Source organism: Polynucleobacter asymbioticus (assembly GCF_018687575.1).
GTDB lineage: Bacteria > Pseudomonadota > Gammaproteobacteria > Burkholderiales > Burkholderiaceae > Polynucleobacter > Polynucleobacter asymbioticus_C.
Genome location: NZ_CP061297.1, coordinates 547,938 through 569,092 on the forward strand (window position 1 = coordinate 547,938; position 21,155 = coordinate 569,092).

The window sequence follows — 21,155 nt, forward strand, 5'->3', positions numbered from 1 at the left end:
AAAAACTAAAACTCGCTACACTAAGCAATGATGAGTAATAGAGAATTGAAACGACCATGATTAAAAGTATTTTTTTAAGCTTGCTGGCTCTTTATGGCGCCATCTCCATCGCTCAAACTGCGCCAACGGTAGCTGCGGCCTCAGATCTGAAGTTTGCTCTAGAGGAGATTGCCGCCAGCTATAAGGCCGATAAAGGCCAAGATGTGAAGCTGGTATTTGGTTCTTCAGGTGTCCTGTGGCAGCAAATCAAAAATGGTGCACCTTTTAGCTTATTCATGTCTGCTGATGAGGCTTATGTAGATGACTTAAATAAGAATGGCCTAACGGTAGACAAGGGAAGTTTATATGCTATCGGCAGAATTGTTCTACTGGAGAAAAAAAGCGGCTCCATTAAGCTCAGCTCAGATAAAGAGGGGTTGATAAGAGCGATTAGGGAGGCCAGGAAAATTGCCATAGCCAATCCAGATCATGCGCCATATGGCAGGGCCGCAAAAGAATATCTCATTAGCATGGGGGTCTGGGATCAAGCTCAAGCTAAGCTAGTGTTTGGGGAAAACATTTCTCAAGCAACGACGTTTGCCTTAACTGGTTCGGCAGATTTTGCAATTTCAGCCTTATCTCTAGCCATATCACCCCAGGTGCAATCTCAATCTAACTCTGTATTGATACCAGATCATCTGCATAAGCCCTTAAGGCAAAAGATGGCCCTGATCAAAAATACCGCCCCAAGCGCTAAAGATTTTTACCTTTACCTGCAAGAGCCTAAGTCTAAGCAAGTAATGGTGCGTTATGGTTTTGTGGCGCCGTAGTCATCAATTTGTAATATAGTTCGATTATTATGGAAATATGAAAAACACCGAAGCTATCCAAGCGCTGATTGCCTTAGGACAAGAATCCCGTTTAAACGTATATCGTCTGATTGTTCAAAAAGGGGATCAGGGCTTGTTGCCATCGCAAATCCATGAAATGCTGGGCATACCCAATGCGACACTCAGCTTTCATCTAAAAGAGCTTTACCAAGCCAATCTCATTACGGTTGAGCGCCAAAGTCGCAACCTCATCTATCGTCCAAATCCAGGAATGATCGAAGAACTGAGTCAATTTCTCTTGGCGAACTGCTGCGGTGGTAAGCCATGTAAAACCACTAAAACCGTTAAGAAGGTCAAAGCCTAATGAAACAGTACAACATTCTTTTCTTATGCACCCATAACTCTGCTCGCTCGGTACTAGGTGAGGCATTAGCATCCACCCATCCCAGCGGTAAGTTTGTAGGTTATTCAGCAGGCTCAACACCAGGCACAAGCGTTAATCCGATTGCAGCAGATATTGCAGAGGAGCTGGGTATGGATCGCACTCTGTTGAGGTCAAAGAGTTGGGATGAGTTTGGTCTAGAAGATGCACCCAAGATGGATTTTATTGTGACAGTTTGCGATAACGCAGCTGGCGAGGTTTGCCCATTCTGGCCCGGTAAGCCTGCTACTGCGCATTGGGGCTTTCCTGACCCATCACAAGTACAGGGTACTGATTTAGAGAAGAGGGCAGCATTTCATGAGGTGAAGAATGGACTTAAAAGACGCTTAGATATTTTGGCTGCAATGCCACTAGAAAAACTCGACTCCATGAGCCTTAAAGAAATTCATAGCAAAGCATGAGCTCCATTACTAAAAAACTCTCGTTCCTGGATCGCTATTTAACGGTCTGGATTTTTGTGGCAATGGCAGTCGGTATTGCCTTAGGCCATTTCATTCCTGGTGTTGAGGGGTTTATTAACTCTTTTCAGGTCGGCACTACAAATCTTCCAATTGCTATTGGTTTGATATTGATGATGTACCCACCCTTTGCTAAGGTTCGTTACGAAGACTTGCCTGACGTATTTAAAGATAAGCGTATCTTTGCCATCTCTATTTTGATGAATTGGATTATTGCGCCTACCTTAATGTTCTTTTTGGCGATTACTTTTGTACCTGACCAACCTGAATATATGGCCGGCCTCATTTTGATTGGTATTGCACCTTGTGTTGCGATGGTGATTATTTGGAATGATCTGGCCAAAGGATCTGCTGAATATGCTGCCGGCTTGGTGGCATTTAATGCGATCTTCCAGGTACTGTTTTTTAGTGTCTATGCCTATTTCTTCCTCACTGTGCTGCCACCATACTTTGGCCTGGCTGGCTCGAATATCAGTGTAGGTATGGGGCAGATTGCTGAGAGTGTCTTTATCTACTTGGGCATCCCCTGTATTGCTGGAATATTGACAAGGGTGGTGATGCTCAAGTTCATGACTAAAGCGCATTATCACGAGCAGTTTGTACCGCGTATTGGCAAGATCACTTTAATTGCGTTGCTCTTTACCATTGTCGTGATGTTTAGCCTTAAAGGCGGGGTGATCTTAACGCTTCCAATGGATGTCGTCACTATCGCTGTTCCATTGCTCGTGTTCTTCCTCATCATGTTCTTGCTGACTTTCTTTGTGACTAGCAAGATGGGGATTGATTACAAACGCTGCTGCACGCTGTCGTTTACCGCTTCAAGTAATAATTTTGAGTTGGCTATTGCGGTAGCAATTGCAGTATTCGGTATCAATTCTGGAGCTGCCTTTGCTGCGGTCATAGGCCCCTTGGTTGAGGTGCCCATCATGATTGGTCTAGTGACGGTGGCTTTGTGGTTTAAAGAAAGTTTTTTCAAAAAGGAAAAAGCTTAAATGTTTGAATCCCCGCTCCAATTCCCATCTCTAGTGGAGGATCTTTTTCAGATTCCTGAAATTGAAAAACTTAGCACAAGCTCTATTGATCATGCGCCTAAATTTTTATTGCTCTACGGATCACTGCGTGAGAGATCCTTTAGTAGACTTCTGACTTTTGAAGCGGCCAGATTATTAACCGCGATGGGTGGGGAGGTCAAAATATTTGACCCTACTGGACTACCTTTGGTTGATAGCGCACCTGATAGCCATCCAAAGGTACAGGAGTTACGTCAACTGGCTTTATGGGCAGAGGGTATGGTTTGGACTTCACCAGAGCGACATGGCGCGATGACTGGACTCTTAAAAACGCAGATTGATTGGATTCCACTAGCGGATGGTGCTGTGAGACCAACTCAGGGTAAGACTTTGGCTGTAATGCAGGTTTGTGGAGGATCGCAATCCTTTAATGCTGTCAATCAAATGCGTATCTTGGGCCGATGGATGAGGATGATTACCATCCCCAATCAATCATCAGTTGCCAAGGCTTTTGCGGAGTTTGAAGAGGACGGGCGCATGAAACCATCCTCCTTCTATGATCGCGTGGTGGATGTCATGGAAGAGCTCTATAAGTTCACATTATTGACTCGTGGAATTAGTGAATACTTGACAGATCGCTACAGCGAACGAAAAGAGTCTGCCGAGGAATTATCTAAGCGGGTAAATCAAAGGGCCATTTAGCCTCTTAAGATTCGTGAGGTCTACATACCCTCGCTATTGGATGGCCCTTGCGCAACATGGTTGTTTGATGATAACATATTTGTTAGCATCATTGAATGACCTACACCATTAGCTATTACAGCCCCGATGTATTGGAGCAAATTTTTGATTTACCTATTTCTTTGCAGGCACGCTACATTGCTTTGACACAGCGGATGATTGAATATGGGCCGCATTTAGGTTTGCCACATACCGATTCGTTTGGAAGTGGTTTATTTGAGCTTAGGCTAAAGGGTATTGAGGGGATTGCAAGAGTTTTCTTTTGTACCGTGGTGGAGCGGGAGATTGTGATGTTGCATAGCTTTATTAAGAAATCGCAGAAAACTCCCAATAAAGAATTAAGGCTGGCTAAGTTGAGAATGAGGGAAGTGAAATTATGAAGACAAAGACATTGACCCATAAACAAGCAGTTAGCAAGATGTTAAAAAATCCAGCAGTCAAGGCTGAAGTCGAGCGTTTAAATAAAGAGGAGTTTGCTATTCTTGATGAAATACTGCAGGCTCGTAAAGCCGCAGGTTTATCTCAGGCTGAAGTGGCTCGCAGAATGGGTACACAAGCTCCTGCTATAGCAAGGCTCGAAAGCTCTTTGGCAACTGGAAAGCACTCCCCAAGTTTAAGTACGCTCCGAAAGTATGCTGCTGCCTTAGGTAAGAGAGTCGAATTACACCTAGTCTGAGTATCAGCTATTTTCGAATGATTATTGGCTATGCTCTAAATGACCTAACAAGATTCTCTAAAGCAAAAGCATCATTGGCGTGTCTAAGCTCATCAATCGATATCCGGAGCTTCTTGAGCTCCTTGCAGGATAACTTCTGCAATTTTTTACGATCCATACCGTAGGTATCTACGAGATAGCGAGCTCTAGAAAGGCATATCTGCAGGCGGATCAGCCAGTAGATGGCAAAAATTCCTGGAGCGAGCAAGAGAAGCAAAATACTCATTTAGTAACCCATCAAAAAGGCCGTCACAGGGACGGCCTATTGAAGTTAATCTATTGATTAACCTCAATACTTATTTAACTAATAAAACAGCTTGTTTGGCTGTGTTGCTGACTCTCTGAGCAACAGAGCCCATCATGGCGTCAACAATACCACTGCGACCTTTTGAGCCCATGACGATAAGATCAAACTTTTCTTTATTGGCCAAGGCAATAATTTCCTTGGCAATGTTGCCACGCTTAATCACCATATTATGTTTAACCCCAGCAGTATCAAGCGCCTTTTGGGCTGCCTTGAGATCTTTCTCGCTCACTTCACGGAGGTAGTCATCGATGACGCTATTAGCCACAAACTGCTTGACATGACCCAGGCCAATATCGTCATGGACGCTAATCAAGGTTACGGTGCATTTGCTGCGCAAATCTTTAGCTAGCTTCCCAACATACTTGGCTGCATTGAGTGAAGATTTTGAGCCGTCGACTGGTAAAAGTATTTTCATTTGTCCCTCTATTTATAGTTAATAAACTGCACCTGCATATGACTAATTTACTATGAAAATTGCCATAAATCTACGAATAACCTAGTAATCTATTGATATATAGATTCTGTGCTTATTTCAGAAAGGCATCGTAGAAGGTCTTGACGATGAGAATGCTTACTAGAATAAAGAAGCCCTTACGAATAAAGGAATTGCCATGCTTCAGTGCAATCTTAGTGCCAATTTGACCCCCTATCAGGTTGGCGCCGGCCATTAGTAGGCCCAGTTGCCAGTCAAAATAGCCAAGATAGAAAAACACACATAGCGCACCTAAATTGGAGGCAATGTTCAGGCACTTTGCCGGTGCTGCAGACCGCAAAAAATCAAATCCTAGTACACGGGTGTAGAAGAGCTTATAAAAAGCACCTGCTCCAGGCCCCAGAAAGCCGTCATAAAAACCAATAATGCCGGCACCAGTAGACGCGATCGCTTTTTGTTTGCGATGCTCATGCTTAGGCGCATGCACTAGGCCTGCATTCGATTTAATGTTAAAGATCAGTAGTGCCAGCAATAAAAATGGCAGGGCACCCCTAAGCCATTCAGTTGGCAATTGAGTCACAAGGTAAGCCCCTGCAACCGAAGCAAAAAAAGCGCAGGAAGAGGAGATGATTACCAAGCCCCAAGGACTCTTATTGGCTCGACTGTACTGAATGGCCGAACCAATTGTTCCTACGATAGAGCCAAACTTATTCACTGATAGCAAGGTGGCTGGTGGAAAGCCTGGAAGGGCTGCAAAAAGGGCCGGCACTTGAATCATTCCACCGCCGCCAATAATGGAATCGACCAAGCCTGCAAATAGGGCGCAGGCCAGCAAGAGGCCGAGATCGAAAGCGGAGAGTTCAAGCATTGTCTATGAATTTTTTAGTTCTTTTGTACATCCCAGCTCATTTTAGAGGGGTTTCATTCTGGATGCTTTTGGATTCTATTATTTGCCCAGGCGGAGGTGGATAATCTAGTGCAAATGAAAGTCAATGCTGAAGGCGTCTCCTCATCTATGGTGTTTTTGCCTGCTGGGCAAGATCATGCCTGTCTGTTGGATTTCTTTATCACCACCTTCCCGCATGTTGATCAGGGTGAGTGGGAAGCGCGTTTTGCAGAAGGTCTGATATTTAATCAAGAGGGTGAGGCACTTGCTGCGGATGCTGCCTATATTCCTAATATCCACTTGCTGTATTTCAGGCGCTTGGCTAGAGAACCGGAAATACCTTTTGATGAAACAGTTCTATTTCAGGATGAATATATTCTGGTGGCAGATAAACCCCATTTTTTACCGGTAACACCTAGTGGTCTTTATTTGCATCAAACGCTATTAAATCGCCTAAAGAAAAAAACGGGTATTCAAAATCTGAGTCCGATGCATCGGATTGATCGCGATACGGCAGGCCTAGTGATCTTCTCTGTGAATCCAAATCAAAGAGCTCAATATCAAAACTTGTTTAGGGATCGCGCAGTCAAAAAAGTCTATGAGGCGATTGCGCCATACTCTGAAGACCTCATCAATCAATTGCCGATGACTTATCAAAGCAGGCTGGAGGAATCTGAGCATTTCCTGCAGATGGAGGAAGTAGAGGGCGAGCCCAATGCTGATACCTTGATTGAATTACTTGAAGTAAGCAAGCCCTGGGCGAAGTACCGCCTAACTCCGGGTAGCGGCAAGAAGCACCAATTGCGTTGTCATCTTAATAGCCTGGGTATTCCTATTCGGCATGATCAAATCTACCCAATCCTGACCCCCTATCAAGAGTATGATTTGGACTTTTCCAAACCCTTGCAACTCTTAGCAAAAGAGATTCATTTCAAAGACCCGATAACAGGGCAAGAAAGATCCTTTGCTAGCCCAAGAGTGCTTGCTTGAAACGCGTATGACTGTAAAGCCTGCTAAACGACTAGCCGTTGCCCCAATGATGGAGTGGACCGACCGTCATTGTCGTTCTTTTCATCGTTCTCTGACTAAAGATGCTGTGCTCTATACCGAGATGGTTACTACTGGTGCACTCATTCATGGGGATGTGCCGCGTCATTTGGATTATTCGCAAGAGCAGCATCCGGTTGTTCTTCAGTTGGGTGGATCGGAGCCATCAGATTTGGCTAAAGCTGCAGAGTTGGCTCGGCAGTGGGGCTATGACGAGATTGATCTCAACTGCGGTTGTCCTTCTGAGCGCGTTCAGCGCGGCGCCTTTGGTGCTTGCTTAATGGCTGAGCCACAACTCGTTGCCGATTGCGTCAAAGCAATGAAGGCGGCTGTAGATACTCCGATCACTGTAAAGCATCGTCTTGGTTTAGATTCTATGGACGCCGCGAATTCTGAAGCAGATTATCAATTTGCTCTGAACTTTATTCTTGCCGTAGCGGATGCTGGTGCGAGCCAGGTAACTATCCACGCTCGCAATGCTGTGCTCAAAGGTTTATCCCCAAAAGAAAATCGTAGTAAACCACCATTACGTTATGAGGTTGCTGCAAAGCTTCGCCTGGATGCGCAAAAGCAATTTCCGAGCCTGAAGGTATTGCTCAATGGCGGACTAGAAAGCAATGAACAAATTGCTGGTCACTGGGATGACTTTGATGGCTTTATGGTGGGCAGAGCGGCCTATCATTTCCCTGCAATGTTGCTGGGTTGGGATGACATGATCAAGACTCATGGTGACGCTGCTGGCTATCTTTTTAGTGAGACGGAATGGCACCGTATTCAGATTGCGTTAGTGAAACAAGTCCAAGCCTGGTTTGATGAATGTCGCGCTAAAGAGAAGCCTTTTTATATCGGTGCCTTTACCCGTCATATTTTGGGCTTAGCTCATGGCAGGGCGGGTTCGCGTTACTGGCGCCAGCGCCTTTCTGACCACCATGCCTTGGCTAAAGTCCAAAGTAAGGCCGCTATTGTGGACTTCTTTATCGATGCCAGTCTGACCCTGGGGGATTGGGCTGCTTTTGAGTTTGAAGGAGCCTAAATCGCCCATCTAAGCCATTTTTGACAGGGTTTTAGCTCAAAAGCTATAATCTAAGTCTTCAGTGGCGGACGTAGCTCAGTTGGTAGAGTCCCAGATTGTGATTCTGGTTGTCGCGGGTTCGAGCCCCGTCGTTCGCCCCACCGAATATTGCAGTATCCTAAGGCTCCCTTTGTGGAGCTTTTTTATTTTTCTCGATTTTAGCCATGAAAAAATTCGACATTCTTCCAATTCTGTTTGGTGTGCTGCTCTCTGTCATCGCGCTGTATTTCATGTTGCGACCATCTACTGCAACTAGTGCACCTGTCTCAACTATTCCCACTATAAAAGTAGGCAATGTTTCTTGGGATCAAACTGAGATGACGATTGCTGATGTCAAAACCTTTGCTGATGCGACTGGGTTCGTCAGTCAGGCCGAGAAAAATGGTGGTGGGCTTTCTTATGAATCTGGCTTTGTCAAAAAACCAGGTTGGACTTGGAAAACCCCCTATGGCGTTGCTGCCAAAGCGAGTGAGCCTGCAGTCCATCTCAATCAATCTGAAGCTGCCTCTGTTTGCCGTTTTCATGGCAAGCGTTTACCCACTGAAGCGGAGTGGACCACCGCAGCTTTTCTTGAGCAAAGACAGACTCCTCCAGCGGGCTATACCAAGGGTCAGCGATATCCCTTTCCTGGTGGCGCCACTCCAGAAGTTTCTCATTGCCTAAGTGGCTGTGGTGAATACAAAGGTGTAGCACCAGTAGGCGCATTAAACCGGGGTACTGGTCATGTGCCTGCAGGCACGACCAAGCCAGGCGTCAATGGTTTATTGGACATGGGTGGCAATGTTTGGGAGTGGACCGCAACTGAGCGCAATGGCGGATTCATTACTCGTGGGGCTTCCTGGTGGTATGGACCAGAGCGGCAAAAGGAGTCAGATGTGGAGTCTAAGCCTGCTGATATTGGCGTGGTTTATATCGGCTTTCGCTGCGTTAGTTAATCCCATGAAACAATAAGGGATGACCAATCCTGTAGTTGACCCATCCGCTATTGAAATTACCCCTGAATACCAGGATGTAATCGATGCCATCGAGCGTCACGACCCGTATATTTTTGTTAGCGGTAAAGCGGGTACGGGCAAGACAACCTTAATTGGCTATCTGCGTGAGCATATTCATGGCAACGTAGTGGTGGTTGCACCAACTGGCGTTGCTGCATTGCAGGTGAAGGGTGTCACGATTCACTCATTCTTTCGGCTGCCGCCTCGCTTGATCTTTCCGGAAGAGGATATCAAGCCTTTAAAAGATAAGCGCCTCTATAAAGATATTCGCCTACTCATCATTGATGAGATCTCCATGGTGCGAGCAGATGTAGTGGATGCGATAGATTTATTTCTGCGCGCTAACGGCCCACATAAGAGCCAACCCTTTGGCGGCATTCAGGTGATGTTTGTAGGGGACTTATTTCAGTTGCCGCCAGTTGTATCTCAAGCGGATATGCAAGTACTATCTGAGCGCGGTTATGAAGGGCCTTACTTCTTTTGCGCTAATGCGCTGCATCGTAAAGATGTGACGATGGTGGAGTTATCCAAGATCTTCCGTCAGAAGGATGCGCACTTTGCAGGACTGCTCAATCAAATTCGCATTAATCAAGATATTGATGAAGCGCTTGATACCCTCAATGCAGTTTGTTATGAAACTAAAAAAGAGATCGATGAACAAACAATTACTTTGACTACGACCAATGCACGCGCCGATCAAATCAATGGCGCAGGTCTGCGAGCATTAACAACCGATGCCAAGGTCTATACCGGTAATAGTACGGGTAAGTTCAATGTAGATGATCGCAATCTGCCATCGCCTAATCAGCTCACTCTCAAGGTGGGTGCAAAGGTCATGTTTACGGCAACCGATAGTAACTTTCCTAAGCGCTGGGTCAATGGCACGATCGGGGTGGTTCGTGAGTTGTTACCCAACACCGTGAAGGTCATGGTACAAAACGGGCCTTACTCTAATACAGTAGAAGTCAAAGGGCATCAGTGGGAGTCGTATCGCTATGATCACGACATGATGTCTGGAAAGATTTCACCAAACATCATTGGTACCTTTGTGCAGATCCCGCTAATGCTAGCTTGGGCTGTCACTATTCATAAGAGTCAAGGCAAGACCCTCGATAAGATCAAGGTCGACTTATCTTCTGGTGCATTTGCATCGGGACAGGTATATGTCGCACTAAGCCGTTGCACCTCGATTGAGGGCATTACCCTAGAGCAACCCATACAGCCCAAAGATGTAAGCTGTGATCAAGAGGTGAAACGCTTTTATCTTAATTGCTTACCAGCTTAATTTGCCTTAGAAGCCGGCAGCTAAGCCATCGCGGCGATGATCACTACCAGCAATATAGGCTTCATTCGTTGTTTCACTCAATAGGGCAATCGCTTGAGCACTTCCAAAGTCCAAACTATTGGCTGGCATCACAGTCAGCTCATGCCCCATTGCCTTTAGTCCCTCGACTACTGCAGTTGGCATAGAGGCTTCAACAGTCAGTTTGCCCACATCATCAATTCTCCAGCGCGGTGCATCTGAGCAGGCTTGGGGGTTGAGATATTCATCAACAAAGCGCATCACAAACTGAAGATGTCCTTGTGGCTGCATATTGCCACCCATCACGCCAAATGCCATTGCTGGCTGACTACCTTTGATCAGGAATGCTGGAATGATCGTATGGAAAGGGCGCTTGCCCGGCGCTACTTGATTGGGATGGCCATCGACCAAACTAAAACTCATACCGCGGTTATGGAAAGCAATGCCGCCAGGAGCAACCACTCCAGAACCAAAGCCTTTGAAGTTCGACTGAATATAAGAAATCATCATGCCGGATTCATCAGCGGCGCACAGGTAAACGGTGCCACCAGCATGAGGATCTCCGGCGCCATAAGTACCTGCTTGATTGTGATTAATGAGTGCAGCACGGCTGGCCAAATAGTCTCTATCTAGTAGGGCGCTGGTTGGTACCTTCATCGTACTGGCGTCAGACACGTGTGCGTAAGCATCAGCAAAAGCAATCCGCATCGCTTCTACTTGTAGATGAATACGCTGTGCAGAGTTTGCTGGATATTGCTTCACATTTGCCGCTTGCAAAATACCAAGCGCCATCTGCGCAACGATGCCTGAACCATTTGGTGGAATCTCATGCAGGGTGTAGTCGCCATAGTCAAAAGCCAATGGCTCTACCCAATCGGTTTTATTGGCGGCGAAGTCTGCCATCGTAAAACAGCCGCCAGTGCTTTGGGCAAAGTCGACCATGCTTTGAGCTAGCTTGCCAGTGTAAAAAGATTCACCTTCAGTTTCAGCAATCTCGCGAAGTGTTTTCGCTTGAGCAGGGTAACGCCAGATTTGACCAGCCGCAGGAGACTTGCCTTCAATTAAGAATGACTCACTAAAGCCAGGTTGATTTTTGAGAATCGGAATCGCTTCACGCCATTGGCGCGCAATCACTGGCGAAACAGGAAAGCCATTCTCGGCATAGTCAATTGCACGCTGAAAGAGTTGCGCAAAAGGCAATTTGCCAAATTTGCGAGATAACTCAATCCATCCCGAAACCATGCCTGGGACTGTTACGGTATTCCAGCCAATCAAATCCATGGCCGCTTTGCCAGAAAAGTAGTCTGGCGTCCAGGCTGCTGGAGCGCGACCGGAGGCATTCATGCCATGCAGCTTTTTACCATCCCAAATTAATGCAAAGCCATCACCACCTAAACCATTCATGGTGGGCTCAACCACAGTCAGTGTGATTGCTGTAGCGAGAGCTGCATCGACAGCATTACCCCCGTTTTGTAAAGCCTCGATACCGGCTTGTGTTGCTAATGGCTGAGAGCTTGCAACAGCATTCTTAGCTAAGACTGGGGCGCGGCCGCCACCAAAAGGGGGTGATATCAACATGGATCTAATCTATTCAATAAATGGGTGTGTGCAAAACGAATGGGCAATTAATCGATTTTAATGTTTGCTGCTTTAACTACTTTGGCCCACTTTTCCTGCTCACTTTGGGTGATCACAGCCAATTGCTCTGAGTTCGCAAATTGTGGGTGAATACCTTGGGTAGCAAGACGCGCCTTGAAGTCAGGGTTCGTGAGAATCTTACGGATTTCTCTTTCCATTTTTGCAATGATGGCTGGTGAAGTACCTTTGGGAACATAGATCGCGTAAAAGTTTTCAACATCAAATTGCTTCATGCCGTCTTGGCCCAATGTAGGTACATTAGGCATGAGTGGTGAGCGTTCTGCAGCGGCAATAGCAATAGGGCGTAACTTACCACTCTGAATATGCGGCAAGGATGCTGTCACGCTATCAAACATCATAAGTGTATTGCCAGCAATTAAATCTGGTAACGCAAAAGAGCTACCCTTGTATGGGATGTGTGTGCCGGTAGCGCCAATACGTTGCATAAACATGGTGGACTCAAGGTGAGAGAGACTACCGTTACCTTGGGAGGCGTAATTAAAGTCACCCTTTTTAGATTTAATAAAGGCAATGAGCTCTGTTAAGTTCTTAGCGGGGACTGTGGGGTTAATCACAATCAGGTGTGGAATGGTGCCGATCAGGGCAACAGGCGCAAAATCCTTTGTCAGGTCTGCTGGAGGATTTTTAAAGAGTGCCTGTGAAATAGACTGATTAGTCATCGCACTAATATGGATCGTATAGCCATCTGGAGCAGCTTTTGCAGCAGCGCCCAAACCAATCATGCCGCCAGCACCGGGTTTATTTTCAATCACGATAGACTGCCCAAGCGCCTCACCAAGTGGGGCTGCTACTGCACGTGCAAACACGTCAGTCGAGCCGCCTGCAGGGAATGACAGGATGGCAACAATCGGTTTTTTAGGCCAATCCGTATCTGGTGCTGACATGACTTGTCCAGATAAGCCGCTGAGTAGCAAGAGTCCGAGGAGTGTTTTGGAGAGGCAACGTAAAGTATTCATTTCAGTATCCAGTTAGTTAATGAGTAATATAGTATTGGAAAACGCACCCTCAGGTGTGAGACAAATTAAAAATAACATCGAGACAAATATGACAGTAGCTGCAAACACTCCTAGCGCGATTGATATGTCCGCCTATTGGCTGCCATACACACCGAATCGCTACTTTCATCAAAATCCAAAAGTGATGCAGTCGGCTAAAGGAGCTTACTACTTTGATGACCATGGTCGAAAATTATTTGACGGTCTTTCAGGTCTGTGGTGCTCTCCATTGGGGCATGCCGATCCACGTATTGGTGCAGCGATTCAAAAGCAGTACGAAACCATGGATTACTGCCCTGCATTTCAGATGGCAAGTGAGGCTACCTTTACCCTAGCCAGTCGCATTGTTGACATGGCACCAGCCGGTTTAGATAAAGTCTTCTTTACTAACTCAGGATCTGAAGCAGTAGATACCGCACTCAAAATGGCTGTTGCCTATCATCGTTGTATGGGTAATGCTTCACGCTTTCGCATGATTGGTCGTGAGCGTGCCTATCACGGTGTGGGTATTGGCGGTATTTCTGTTGGCGGCATTGTTGCTAATCGCAAAGCATTCGCGAACATGATGATGAATGGCGTTGATCATCTTCCGCATACATTCAATCTTTCTCAAATGGCGTTCTCTAAAGGGCAGCCTACTTGGGGTGCGCACCTGGCTGACGAGCTAGAAAACATTGTCACCTTGCATGATGCCAATACGATTGCTGCAGTGATTTTGGAGCCAGTACAGGGCTCAACAGGAGTGCTTGTCCCGCCACAAGGGTACTTACAAAAGATTCGAGATATTTGTACAAAGCACGGCATCTTACTGATCTTTGATGAAGTGATTACAGGTTTTGGTCGCCTAGGTGCAAACTTTGGCGCAGATCGATTTGGTGTCACTCCAGACATGATCACCTTTGCTAAAGCGATTACCAATGGTGTGATTCCAATGGGGGGTGTGTTGGTGCGTGGAGATATTTACGATGCCATCATGTCGCAAGGTGGACAAGAGCAGGCTATTGAATTCTTCCACGGCTACACTTACTCTGGTCATCCAATTCCAACGGCTGCTGCCCATGCAGTCTTGGATATTTTTGAGTCTGATGATCTAGTGAATCGCGCTAAAGCCCTAGAGCCCGTCTTGGAAAATTCCTTACATGCCCTCAAAGGAAAAACAGGCTTACTGGATATTCGCAACTTTGGTCTTTCGGGCGCGGTGGACTTGGTTCCCATTGCCGGAAAACCAGGCTTGAGAGCAATGAAGACCTTGGAAGCCTGTATTCAAAGAGGTGCATTAGTCCGCATTACAAACGACACGATTGCTGTTGGCCCTCCATTTATTTCAACGCCTGCAGAGGTTGAATTTTTGGTGAGCGTATTAAGTGATGCGATTGATGATGCGATGAAGATCGCTTAATGTCATCAAGCAGTCGGTGGGACCTTAGTTGCTTAGTTGAATAGGTGATACAGAATGGGGATGGCTACTGCGCTAATCACCCCATTCATTCCCATCGCTAGACTGGCATAAGTCCCAGCTTCTGGGTGAATGCTAAATGCACGTGAGGTTCCAATGCCATGTGCGCCGATACCAATTGCAAAACCACGCTGCCACCAAGCCTTCATTCCGAGTGCATTCAGAATAAATGGCGCCAAAATCGCCCCTAGTATTCCGGTGGTAACAGCAAAGATGGCTGTCAAAGTTGGGGATACGCCAATACGCTCAGCAATACCCATGGCGATTGGTGCCGTTACAGATTTGGGGTACATGGCCCCGGTAATGCTGGAGTCAGCCCCCAATAATTTAGCGATGTTGACGGCGCCCACAATCGACACCAAGCCGCCTGCAATCAAAGATGCTAGCAAGGGAAGTGATCGACCCTTCAAGCTACTTAAGCCTCTGTAGATGGGTATGGCCAGCGAGACGGTTGCCGAGCCCAATAAGAAGTGAATAAACTGCGCACCTTCAAAGTAGGTGGAATACGGCATCTCAACAAATTGAATAATGCTGGCCACCAAGATAATCGCAATTGCTACAGGATTGGCCAAAGGATTCTGTTTTGTAGCTTTATAAATAGTTAGGCCAATTTGATAGGCGGCCAAGGTAATAAAAAGTGCAAATAAAGGGCTGCCCGATAAGTAAACCCAGATCTCGACGATGGAGTGCTTTTCGCTCACTGATTTACCTCTTTAGGTTTTGAGCTTAAAAAGCGAACAACGATTGCACTGGTGGCAATGGTCAAAATGACGCTACCTACCAATGCACTCACAATTGCTAGTGCATTGGCTTTGAGTTGGGGTAGAAATAGCACTACACCAACCGCTGCAGGAACAAATAAGAGACCAAGATACTGGCTAAAGCCATCCGCTACCATGGCGAGCTCATGATTGATGCCCTTGCGCAGTACCAACCAAACAATCAGAAGTACAAGCCCAATAACGGGGCCAGGGAGGGTGGGTAAGACAAACTTGGAAACAAGTTCACCTAAGCTTTGAAATAGAAGAATTTGGACAAGGCCAGAGATCATGCTCCGATCTTACTGCTCCGCAATATATGTTGCATAGCAATAAATTATTTCTTGGTTAATATAAACACAACAAAAGCAGGGTCTTTATCTGATGGGTAAGACTTCAATACAAAAACACTTAGGAGAGCACTCATGGCTGACTTAAACGTCAACGGTAAAAAGTACAAGGTGGATGTTGATCCAGAAACCCCTTTGTTGTGGGTGATACGAGATCATGTCGGTTTGACGGGTACTAAATATGGTTGTGGCGTGGGTCAGTGCGGTGCTTGCACCGTACTCTTTGATGGTCAAGCAATTCGTAGCTGCATGATTCCGGTGAGTGCAGCTGCCGGTAAAAAGATTGAGACGATTGAGAGTCTAGAAAAAAATGGTCAGCTCTCCAAAGTGCAAAAAGCATGGGTTGATAACCAGGTGCCGCAATGTGGCTACTGCCAGTCCGGCATGGTGATGGCAACTACCGCCTTATTGCGCAACACCCCAAAACCTACAGATGCCCAGATTGATGCCGCAGTAACCAACATCTGCCGTTGCGGAACTTTCCAACAAGTGCGTGATGCTATTCATGCTGTGAGCAAGGCATAAGGAGCGATCATGACTAAAAATACAACTTCTACCAATATTTCACGTCGCCACTTTATTGTTGGCTCTAGTGCTATTGCAACTGGACTGGCAATTGGCTTTGACTTCTCTTTCATCTCTTCTGCAAATGCTGCAATGGGAACGGGTGCTACTTCTATGGCGCCCTTGGCCACACCAGAGATTGGTGTGTGGGTAGTGGTCAAGCCAAACGATGACATCGTTGTCCGTATCGTGCGCTCTGAAATGGGTCAAGGCACCATTACTGGCTTGGCTCAGATGGTTGCCGAAGAATTACAGTGCGACTGGAAAAAAGTCTCTTATGAGTACCCATCGCCTACCGAGAACCTCAAGCGTAATAAAGTGTGGGGTAGTTACTCCACTGGCGGCAGTCGCGGTATTCGTACGTCTGAGCAGTATGTGCGTAAGGGCGGCGCAGCTGCTCGCATCATGCTCGTTCAAGCTGCTGCAAACCAATGGAATGTTCCTGCATCCGAGTGCGTTGCTAAAGACAGTGTGATTACACATACTCCATCTGGCCGCAAAACTACCTTTGGAAAAGTATCAGTTGCTGCATCTCAGTTAGATGTGCCAAAAGAAATCCCTCTTAAAGATCCTAAAGAGTGGACTGTGATTGGCAAGTCAATGAACCGTATTGATGGAACGGCTGACAAAGTTACCGGCAAGCAAGTCTACGCAATTGACCTCAAGTTGCCCGGTATGTTGGTTGCCACCATTAAAGAGTCTCCTGTATTTGGGGGCAAGGTAAAAAGCTATGACGCTTCTAAAGCCTCCAGCATGAAGGGAGTGAAGAAAGTCGTTCAAGTAGGTGATACCGCTATTGCCGTGATTGCAGAAACTTTCTGGCAAGCTAAAACTGGCTTGGATGCAGTCAACATCACTTGGGACAACGGCGCAAACGGCGATCTTTCTAGTGCTTCTATTAAGAAGATGTTGGAGGAGGGCCTTACTGCAAACGATACATTTGTAGGTAACTCTAATGGCGATGCAAAAGAAGCGATTAGCAAGGCTGCCAAAACCATTGAGGCAACTTACTTTTATCCATTCTTGAATCATGCAACCCTGGAGCCACAAACTGCAACTGCAAAGTGGACGCCAGATTCTTGTGAGGCCTGGGTTCCTACTCAGGACGGTGAAGCTTCTCTAGCAGCTGTGATCGCAGCATCTGGTTTGCCAGCAGAAAAGTGCAATGCCTATAAGGTAAACCTCGGTGGAGGATTTGGTCGCCGCGGAGCCTTCCAAGATTACACAACCCAAGCTGTCAATATCGCCAAGCAAATGCCAGGTACGCCAATTAAGTTAATTTGGACGCGCGAAGAAGATATGACGCAAGGCCGCTATCACCCAGTCATGATGTGCAAAATGACTGCAGCGCTAGATGATAAGAAAAATATCGCTGGTCTGAATATGCGTTTGTCTGGCCAATCTATTTTGGCGGCTGTACGCCCAGCAGTGGTTGCTGCGAATAAGGGTAAGGATCCCGTGGTATTCCAGGGGCTAGACGCTGCTGGTGAGCATGGTATTACTTACAGCTTCCCGAATTTGATGGTTGATCACGCAATGCGTAACACTACTGTGCCACCAGGTTTCTGGCGCGGGGTGAACGTCAATCAAAATGCCATCTTCCTGGAAACGTTCATGGATGAGATGGCTGAGGCAGCTGGCGTTGATGCAGTCGAGTTCCGCCGTAAGCATATGGAAAAGTTCCCGCGTGCAGTAGCGGTATTGAATGCCGTAGCTGATGGTATTGGTTGGACCAAGCCAGCTAAACCAGGCGTCTTCCGTGGTCTAGCGCAGATGCGTTCATTCGGTAGTTACGTTGCTGCTGCTTGTGAGCTTTCCGTGACCAATGGCAATGAGGTGAAAATTCACCGCATTGTGGCTGCAACGGATCCAGGTTACGTAGTGAATCCTGCGCAAGTTGAGCGTCAAGTTTCTGGTTCGTTTGTTTACGGTTTATCTGCTCTCTTCGAAGAAGAAATTACGATTGAGAAAGGTGCGGTTGTGCAGAAGAACTTTGATACGTTTAACTCCATTCGCCTATCCCAAATGCCTAAGGTGGAAACCATCATCATCCAAGGTGGTGGTAAAGACTGGGGTGGCGTTGGTGAACCAACCATTGCAGTTGCAGCGCCAGCTGTTCTGAATGCAATCTACCGCGCCACTGGTAAGCGCTTGCGTACCGTACCATTGAAAAACAGTGGCATTAAGTTGGTTTAATTGCAGTAATGAATAGGATGGAGTAGATGGTCATGGGCAAGCAGGAATGAGGCGAACGCTAGCGGCTTTATTGCTAGGGACATCGACTCTTCTCCTACCTTGCTTAGCGCACTCTCAAACCTGGGTAGGGGATTCGATTGTGAATCCCCTTACTTCTTCTCCGGGTGATGTTGCTAGAGGGCGAGCGATTGTGGCAAACCGCCAAGTCGGCTTATGCTTGCTGTGCCATAGCGGACCTTTTCCAGAAGAGCGCTTTCAGGGTAACTTAGCTCCTGAGCTGACTGCTAGTGTGGGTCGATCTACTCCAGCTCAATTGCGGGCACGATTGGTTGATCCGAGCCGCTTTAATCCAAGCAGCATCATGCCAGCCTATTACCGTAGCACTGACCTGAACCGTGTAGCCCCTAAGTTTGCCAATCAAACTATCCTCACTGGCCAGGAGATAGAGGATGTTGTTGCATTTTTAGTAAGTCTTCGATAACTAAGCAAAATAACGGAATCAATATGACTGAATTAAAGCTGAGCCGGCGCAGGTATTTATCCGCACTCGGTCTTTTGGGTATATCAAGCTGGATAGCTCCGAGTGTAGCTATCGCAAAGAAGCCGGAAGCCATGGAGACGATCGCAAAAATTGTCGGCGCAAATACTGTCCGTGATGGCCGGGTGAAGTTGGTGATCCCGCCCCTGGTAGAGAGTGGCAACTTGGTAGTTCTCAAGTTGTCCATCGAGAGCCCTATGACGGCAAATGATTACGTTAAGGCGGTGCATGTAGTTTCAGAGGCAAATCCATCCCCCAATATGTTTACTGCTTATTTCACGCCACGATCTGGTCGCGCTGAGTTAACTACTCGGGTTAGGCTGGCTGACTCGCAACGGGTGTGGGCCATTGCACAAATGAGTGATGGCAGCTTTTGGCGGGGATCTGCTGATACCTTGGTAACGCTTTCTGCTTGCACGGAGATGATATGAGTAAGACCTCTCGTACAGGCATTACGATGCCATCCCAGGCAAAAAAAGATTCCATCATTGAGATTCGGGCAATTGCTCAGCATGATATGGAGACGGGTTATCGGTATTCAGAGGATGGTAAACGGATACCTCGTGATCTCATTCGTTTGTTTACCTGCCAATACAACGGCGAAGAGGTCTTCAGGGCAGATTTTTATCCAGGCATCGGCGCTAATCCCCTCGTCATCTTTACAACCGTGGCAGTTGCCTCTGGCACGCTCGTGTTTAAGTGGGTAGGGGATAACGGTTATGAGGCCACCAATCAAGCGCAAATTACCGTCTCGTGAATCTTTTTGCTTTCTGTTGTCGTGCAATACCTGTGTTGGCAATTCTGCTTGGGGTCGATGCCAGCCTAGCGCTGGAGGCTTCACAAGATGCTCGGCAATCTAGTTATGAGTTAATGACTGCAGAGAACCGGGCAATGCAAGATGACCCCAATTTAAATCCGGCCCTGTTTTGGGTGATGGATGGTCATAGCCTCTGGAAAGAAAAGGCTGGAAAGAAGGATGTGTCTTGTGCAACTTGCCACGGCGATTCTGGAAAAAAGATGACCGGTGTTGCGACACAGTTTCCTAAGATGATGAAGGGTAAGTTGCAGACCCTAGAGGGGCAAATCAATCAGTGCCGTGTTTCACAGCAAGCAGCCCCAGCTCTTGCCTATGAAAGCAAAGAGTTATTGGCGTTGACAACATTTGTGGCGACACAATCTAAGGGCTTGCCAATCGCCATTCAAGAAACGCCTCAGAATAAAAAAGACCTGCAACAAGGTCGTCAATTCTTCAATGAAAGAATGGGGCAACTCAATTTGTCTTGCGCCCAATGCCATCAAGATCGTGCTGGTCTAAAGCTGGGTGGAAGCCTTATTCCCCAGGGACATCCGACTGCATACCCCATTTATCGGATTGAATGGCAGACCATGGGATCCTTGCAAAGACGCCTACGCAACTGTATGAGTGGGGTGCGCGCTCAGCAGTTTGAGTATGGCTCGAAAGAGATGGCTCAGTTAGAGCTATTTTTGATGTGGCGAGCGAGGGGAATGCCCCTGGAAACTCCAGGGGTTCGCCCATAAAGTGCAACTTAGTCTGAGAAGACTACCGAAGTTGCACCATTAATCAAGACGCGGTCATGCAGGTAGTAACGTAGGGCGCGAGATAGTACTGTACGCTCTAAGTCACGACCTTTGCGAACCAAGTCTTCAGGCGTGTCACCATGGGTAACACGAGTCACATCTTGCTCAATAATTGGGCCTTCATCCAAATCACTGGTAACAAAGTGCGCTGTAGCGCCAATCAACTTGATGCCGCGGGCATGAGCCTGATGGTAAGGTTTTGCGCCTTTAAAGCTTGGTAAGAAAGAGTGATGAACGTTGATGCAGCGTCCAGATAGCTTGGTAGATAAGTCATCAGACAGAATTTGCATATAACGAGCCAAGATCACCATATCGACTTTTGAATCCGCAACGATTTCTAATAGTTTGGCTTCTTGTGCTGGCTTAGTCTCCGGTGTTACGGGGAGGTGATAAAACGGAATATCGGAAAAATCAATGCTGGAGTACACCTCGCGTGGATGGTTAGAGACAATTCCACAAATGATCATTGGCAATTCACCGATACGCCAGCGGTAGAGAAGATCCACCAAGCAATGATCCAGCTTAGATGCCATGATCAATACGCGCTTTAAATCCTTCACTGCACGTAAGTCCCAAGTCAGGTCAAAACGTTTAGCGATCTCTACAAAACCAGTCCTCAAAGTATTGCTATCAGCGCTGCAGCTAAAGCTCACGCGCATAAAGAAGCGTTTGGATGCTTTGTCATCAAATTGCTGAGCCTCTTCAATGTCACCACCTAATTCAAAGATGTAAGTTGAAACTGCGGCAACAATTCCTGGCCGATTAGGACAGGTAAGTGTGAGGTAGTAATTTTCTGTGGTCATGGCTTTGATAGAAAGAAAG

General features: G+C 46.8%; 26 protein-coding genes and 1 tRNA gene. 19 read left to right on the plus strand and 8 right to left on the minus strand.

Translation table 11 applies throughout. The annotated features are described in order from the left end of the window. Positions 1-56 precede the first annotated feature (56 nt). The 7 genes from modA to AOC19_RS02845 all read left to right on the plus strand — a co-directional run bounded on the left by modA (position 57) and on the right by AOC19_RS02845 (position 4,136). Positions 57-809 (plus strand): molybdate ABC transporter substrate-binding protein, encoded by a 753-nt coding sequence (gene modA / locus AOC19_RS02815; protein WP_215377404.1) that lies wholly within the window; start codon positions 57-59, stop codon positions 807-809. Between the two features lie 37 nt (positions 810-846). Further along, positions 847-1,173, plus strand: a complete 327-nt coding sequence (locus tag AOC19_RS02820; RefSeq protein WP_215377406.1) for an ArsR/SmtB family transcription factor — start codon at positions 847-849, stop codon at positions 1,171-1,173. After that, positions 1,173-1,652: an arsenate reductase ArsC gene (locus AOC19_RS02825; protein WP_215377408.1), complete on the plus strand. Its 480-nt coding sequence runs from the start codon at positions 1,173-1,175 to the stop codon at positions 1,650-1,652. The genes AOC19_RS02820 and AOC19_RS02825 overlap by 1 nt, the downstream gene beginning before the upstream one ends. Next, entirely contained in the window at positions 1,649-2,701 is a 1,053-nt protein-coding gene (gene arsB, locus AOC19_RS02830; protein ID WP_215377410.1) for an ACR3 family arsenite efflux transporter, read from the plus strand. The genes AOC19_RS02825 and arsB overlap by 4 nt, the downstream gene beginning before the upstream one ends. Next, complete coding sequence (gene arsH / locus AOC19_RS02835) at positions 2,702-3,421, plus strand: arsenical resistance protein ArsH (protein ID WP_215377411.1); 720 nt, start codon at positions 2,702-2,704, stop codon at positions 3,419-3,421. Between the two features lie 95 nt (positions 3,422-3,516). Further along, positions 3,517-3,840, plus strand: a complete 324-nt coding sequence (locus AOC19_RS02840) for a type II toxin-antitoxin system RelE/ParE family toxin (RefSeq protein WP_215377413.1) — start codon at positions 3,517-3,519, stop codon at positions 3,838-3,840. Then, the gene (locus tag AOC19_RS02845) at positions 3,837-4,136 is read left to right on the plus strand and encodes a helix-turn-helix domain-containing protein (RefSeq protein ID WP_114652461.1); all 300 of its coding nucleotides are present in this window, start codon (positions 3,837-3,839) and stop codon (positions 4,134-4,136) included. Before AOC19_RS02840 ends, AOC19_RS02845 begins: the two co-directional genes overlap by 4 nt. Before the next feature lie 28 nt (positions 4,137-4,164). On the opposite strand, the gene AOC19_RS02850 is transcribed toward AOC19_RS02845, so the two are convergent. The 3 genes from AOC19_RS02850 to AOC19_RS02860 all read right to left on the minus strand — a co-directional run bounded on the left by AOC19_RS02850 (position 4,165) and on the right by AOC19_RS02860 (position 5,783). Continuing rightward, positions 4,165-4,401, minus strand: a complete 237-nt coding sequence (locus tag AOC19_RS02850; protein WP_215377415.1) for a hypothetical protein — start codon at positions 4,399-4,401, stop codon at positions 4,165-4,167. A gap of 70 nt (positions 4,402-4,471) precedes the next feature. Continuing rightward, positions 4,472-4,897, minus strand: coding sequence for a universal stress protein (locus tag AOC19_RS02855; RefSeq protein WP_215377416.1), 426 nt, complete (start codon positions 4,895-4,897; stop codon positions 4,472-4,474). 112 nt (positions 4,898-5,009) lie between these two features. Beyond that, positions 5,010-5,783 carry a sulfite exporter TauE/SafE family protein gene (locus AOC19_RS02860; protein WP_215377418.1) on the minus strand — a complete coding sequence of 258 codons (774 nt, stop codon included), beginning with the start codon at positions 5,781-5,783 and terminating at the stop codon, positions 5,010-5,012. Between the two features lie 114 nt (positions 5,784-5,897). Here AOC19_RS02860 and AOC19_RS02865 point away from each other — a divergent pair, with 114 nt between their 5' ends. The 5 genes from AOC19_RS02865 to AOC19_RS09345 all read left to right on the plus strand — a co-directional run bounded on the left by AOC19_RS02865 (position 5,898) and on the right by AOC19_RS09345 (position 10,200). Then, positions 5,898-6,791 (plus strand): pseudouridine synthase, encoded by an 894-nt coding sequence (locus AOC19_RS02865; RefSeq protein ID WP_215378046.1) that lies wholly within the window; start codon positions 5,898-5,900, stop codon positions 6,789-6,791. Positions 6,792-6,798: 7 nt separating this feature from the next. After that, positions 6,799-7,881 carry a tRNA dihydrouridine(20/20a) synthase DusA gene (gene dusA / locus AOC19_RS02870; protein WP_215377420.1) on the plus strand — a complete coding sequence of 361 codons (1,083 nt, stop codon included), beginning with the start codon at positions 6,799-6,801 and terminating at the stop codon, positions 7,879-7,881. A gap of 64 nt (positions 7,882-7,945) precedes the next feature. After that, positions 7,946-8,021, plus strand: a tRNA-His gene (locus AOC19_RS02875). A 63-nt stretch (positions 8,022-8,084) separates the two neighbouring features. After that, on the plus strand, positions 8,085-8,855 hold the full coding sequence (locus AOC19_RS02880; protein WP_215377422.1) for a formylglycine-generating enzyme family protein: 771 nt from the start codon (positions 8,085-8,087) through the stop codon (positions 8,853-8,855). A gap of 19 nt (positions 8,856-8,874) precedes the next feature. Then, positions 8,875-10,200 (plus strand): ATP-dependent DNA helicase, encoded by a 1,326-nt coding sequence (locus AOC19_RS09345; RefSeq protein WP_215377424.1) that lies wholly within the window; start codon positions 8,875-8,877, stop codon positions 10,198-10,200. A gap of 6 nt (positions 10,201-10,206) precedes the next feature. On the opposite strand, the gene AOC19_RS02890 is transcribed toward AOC19_RS09345, so the two are convergent. Further along, the gene (locus tag AOC19_RS02890; RefSeq protein WP_215377426.1) at positions 10,207-11,796 is read right to left on the minus strand and encodes a gamma-glutamyltransferase family protein; all 1,590 of its coding nucleotides are present in this window, start codon (positions 11,794-11,796) and stop codon (positions 10,207-10,209) included. 47 nt (positions 11,797-11,843) lie between these two features. Continuing rightward, positions 11,844-12,833: a Bug family tripartite tricarboxylate transporter substrate binding protein gene (locus AOC19_RS02895; protein ID WP_215377428.1), complete on the minus strand. Its 990-nt coding sequence runs from the start codon at positions 12,831-12,833 to the stop codon at positions 11,844-11,846. A gap of 88 nt (positions 12,834-12,921) precedes the next feature. Here AOC19_RS02895 and AOC19_RS02900 point away from each other — a divergent pair, with 88 nt between their 5' ends. Next, positions 12,922-14,271, plus strand: a complete 1,350-nt coding sequence (locus AOC19_RS02900; RefSeq protein ID WP_215378049.1) for an aminotransferase class III-fold pyridoxal phosphate-dependent enzyme — start codon at positions 12,922-12,924, stop codon at positions 14,269-14,271. A 32-nt stretch (positions 14,272-14,303) separates the two neighbouring features. Here AOC19_RS02900 and AOC19_RS02905 read toward each other — a convergent pair whose 3' ends face one another. Continuing rightward, complete coding sequence (locus AOC19_RS02905) at positions 14,304-15,029, minus strand: LrgB family protein (RefSeq protein ID WP_215377429.1); 726 nt, start codon at positions 15,027-15,029, stop codon at positions 14,304-14,306. Further along, complete coding sequence (locus AOC19_RS02910; RefSeq protein ID WP_215377431.1) at positions 15,026-15,379, minus strand: CidA/LrgA family protein; 354 nt, start codon at positions 15,377-15,379, stop codon at positions 15,026-15,028. Before AOC19_RS02910 ends, AOC19_RS02905 begins: the two co-directional genes overlap by 4 nt. 132 nt (positions 15,380-15,511) lie before the next feature. Between AOC19_RS02910 and AOC19_RS02915 the strand changes: the two genes are divergently transcribed. The 6 genes from AOC19_RS02915 to soxA all read left to right on the plus strand — a co-directional run bounded on the left by AOC19_RS02915 (position 15,512) and on the right by soxA (position 20,273). Further along, positions 15,512-15,961 (plus strand): (2Fe-2S)-binding protein, encoded by a 450-nt coding sequence (locus tag AOC19_RS02915; RefSeq protein WP_215377433.1) that lies wholly within the window; start codon positions 15,512-15,514, stop codon positions 15,959-15,961. 9 nt (positions 15,962-15,970) lie between these two features. Then, complete coding sequence (locus tag AOC19_RS02920; protein WP_215377435.1) at positions 15,971-18,196, plus strand: xanthine dehydrogenase family protein molybdopterin-binding subunit; 2,226 nt, start codon at positions 15,971-15,973, stop codon at positions 18,194-18,196. Positions 18,197-18,335: 139 nt separating this feature from the next. Continuing rightward, positions 18,336-18,677, plus strand: a complete 342-nt coding sequence (gene soxX / locus AOC19_RS02925; RefSeq protein WP_251368071.1) for a sulfur oxidation c-type cytochrome SoxX — start codon at positions 18,336-18,338, stop codon at positions 18,675-18,677. A 23-nt stretch (positions 18,678-18,700) separates the two neighbouring features. After that, complete coding sequence (locus tag AOC19_RS02930) at positions 18,701-19,165, plus strand: SoxY-related AACIE arm protein (protein WP_215377439.1); 465 nt, start codon at positions 18,701-18,703, stop codon at positions 19,163-19,165. Next, a complete protein-coding gene (locus tag AOC19_RS02935) occupies positions 19,162-19,491 on the plus strand; it encodes a thiosulfate oxidation carrier complex protein SoxZ (RefSeq protein WP_215377441.1) in 330 nt (109 codons plus the stop codon). Before AOC19_RS02930 ends, AOC19_RS02935 begins: the two co-directional genes overlap by 4 nt. Next, positions 19,488-20,273, plus strand: a complete 786-nt coding sequence (soxA, locus tag AOC19_RS02940) for a sulfur oxidation c-type cytochrome SoxA (RefSeq protein WP_251368072.1) — start codon at positions 19,488-19,490, stop codon at positions 20,271-20,273. Before AOC19_RS02935 ends, soxA begins: the two co-directional genes overlap by 4 nt. Positions 20,274-20,281: 8 nt before the next feature. On the opposite strand, the gene purU is transcribed toward soxA, so the two are convergent. Further along, positions 20,282-21,136 carry a formyltetrahydrofolate deformylase gene (gene purU, locus AOC19_RS02945; protein WP_215377443.1) on the minus strand — a complete coding sequence of 285 codons (855 nt, stop codon included), beginning with the start codon at positions 21,134-21,136 and terminating at the stop codon, positions 20,282-20,284. Positions 21,137-21,155 lie beyond the last annotated feature (19 nt).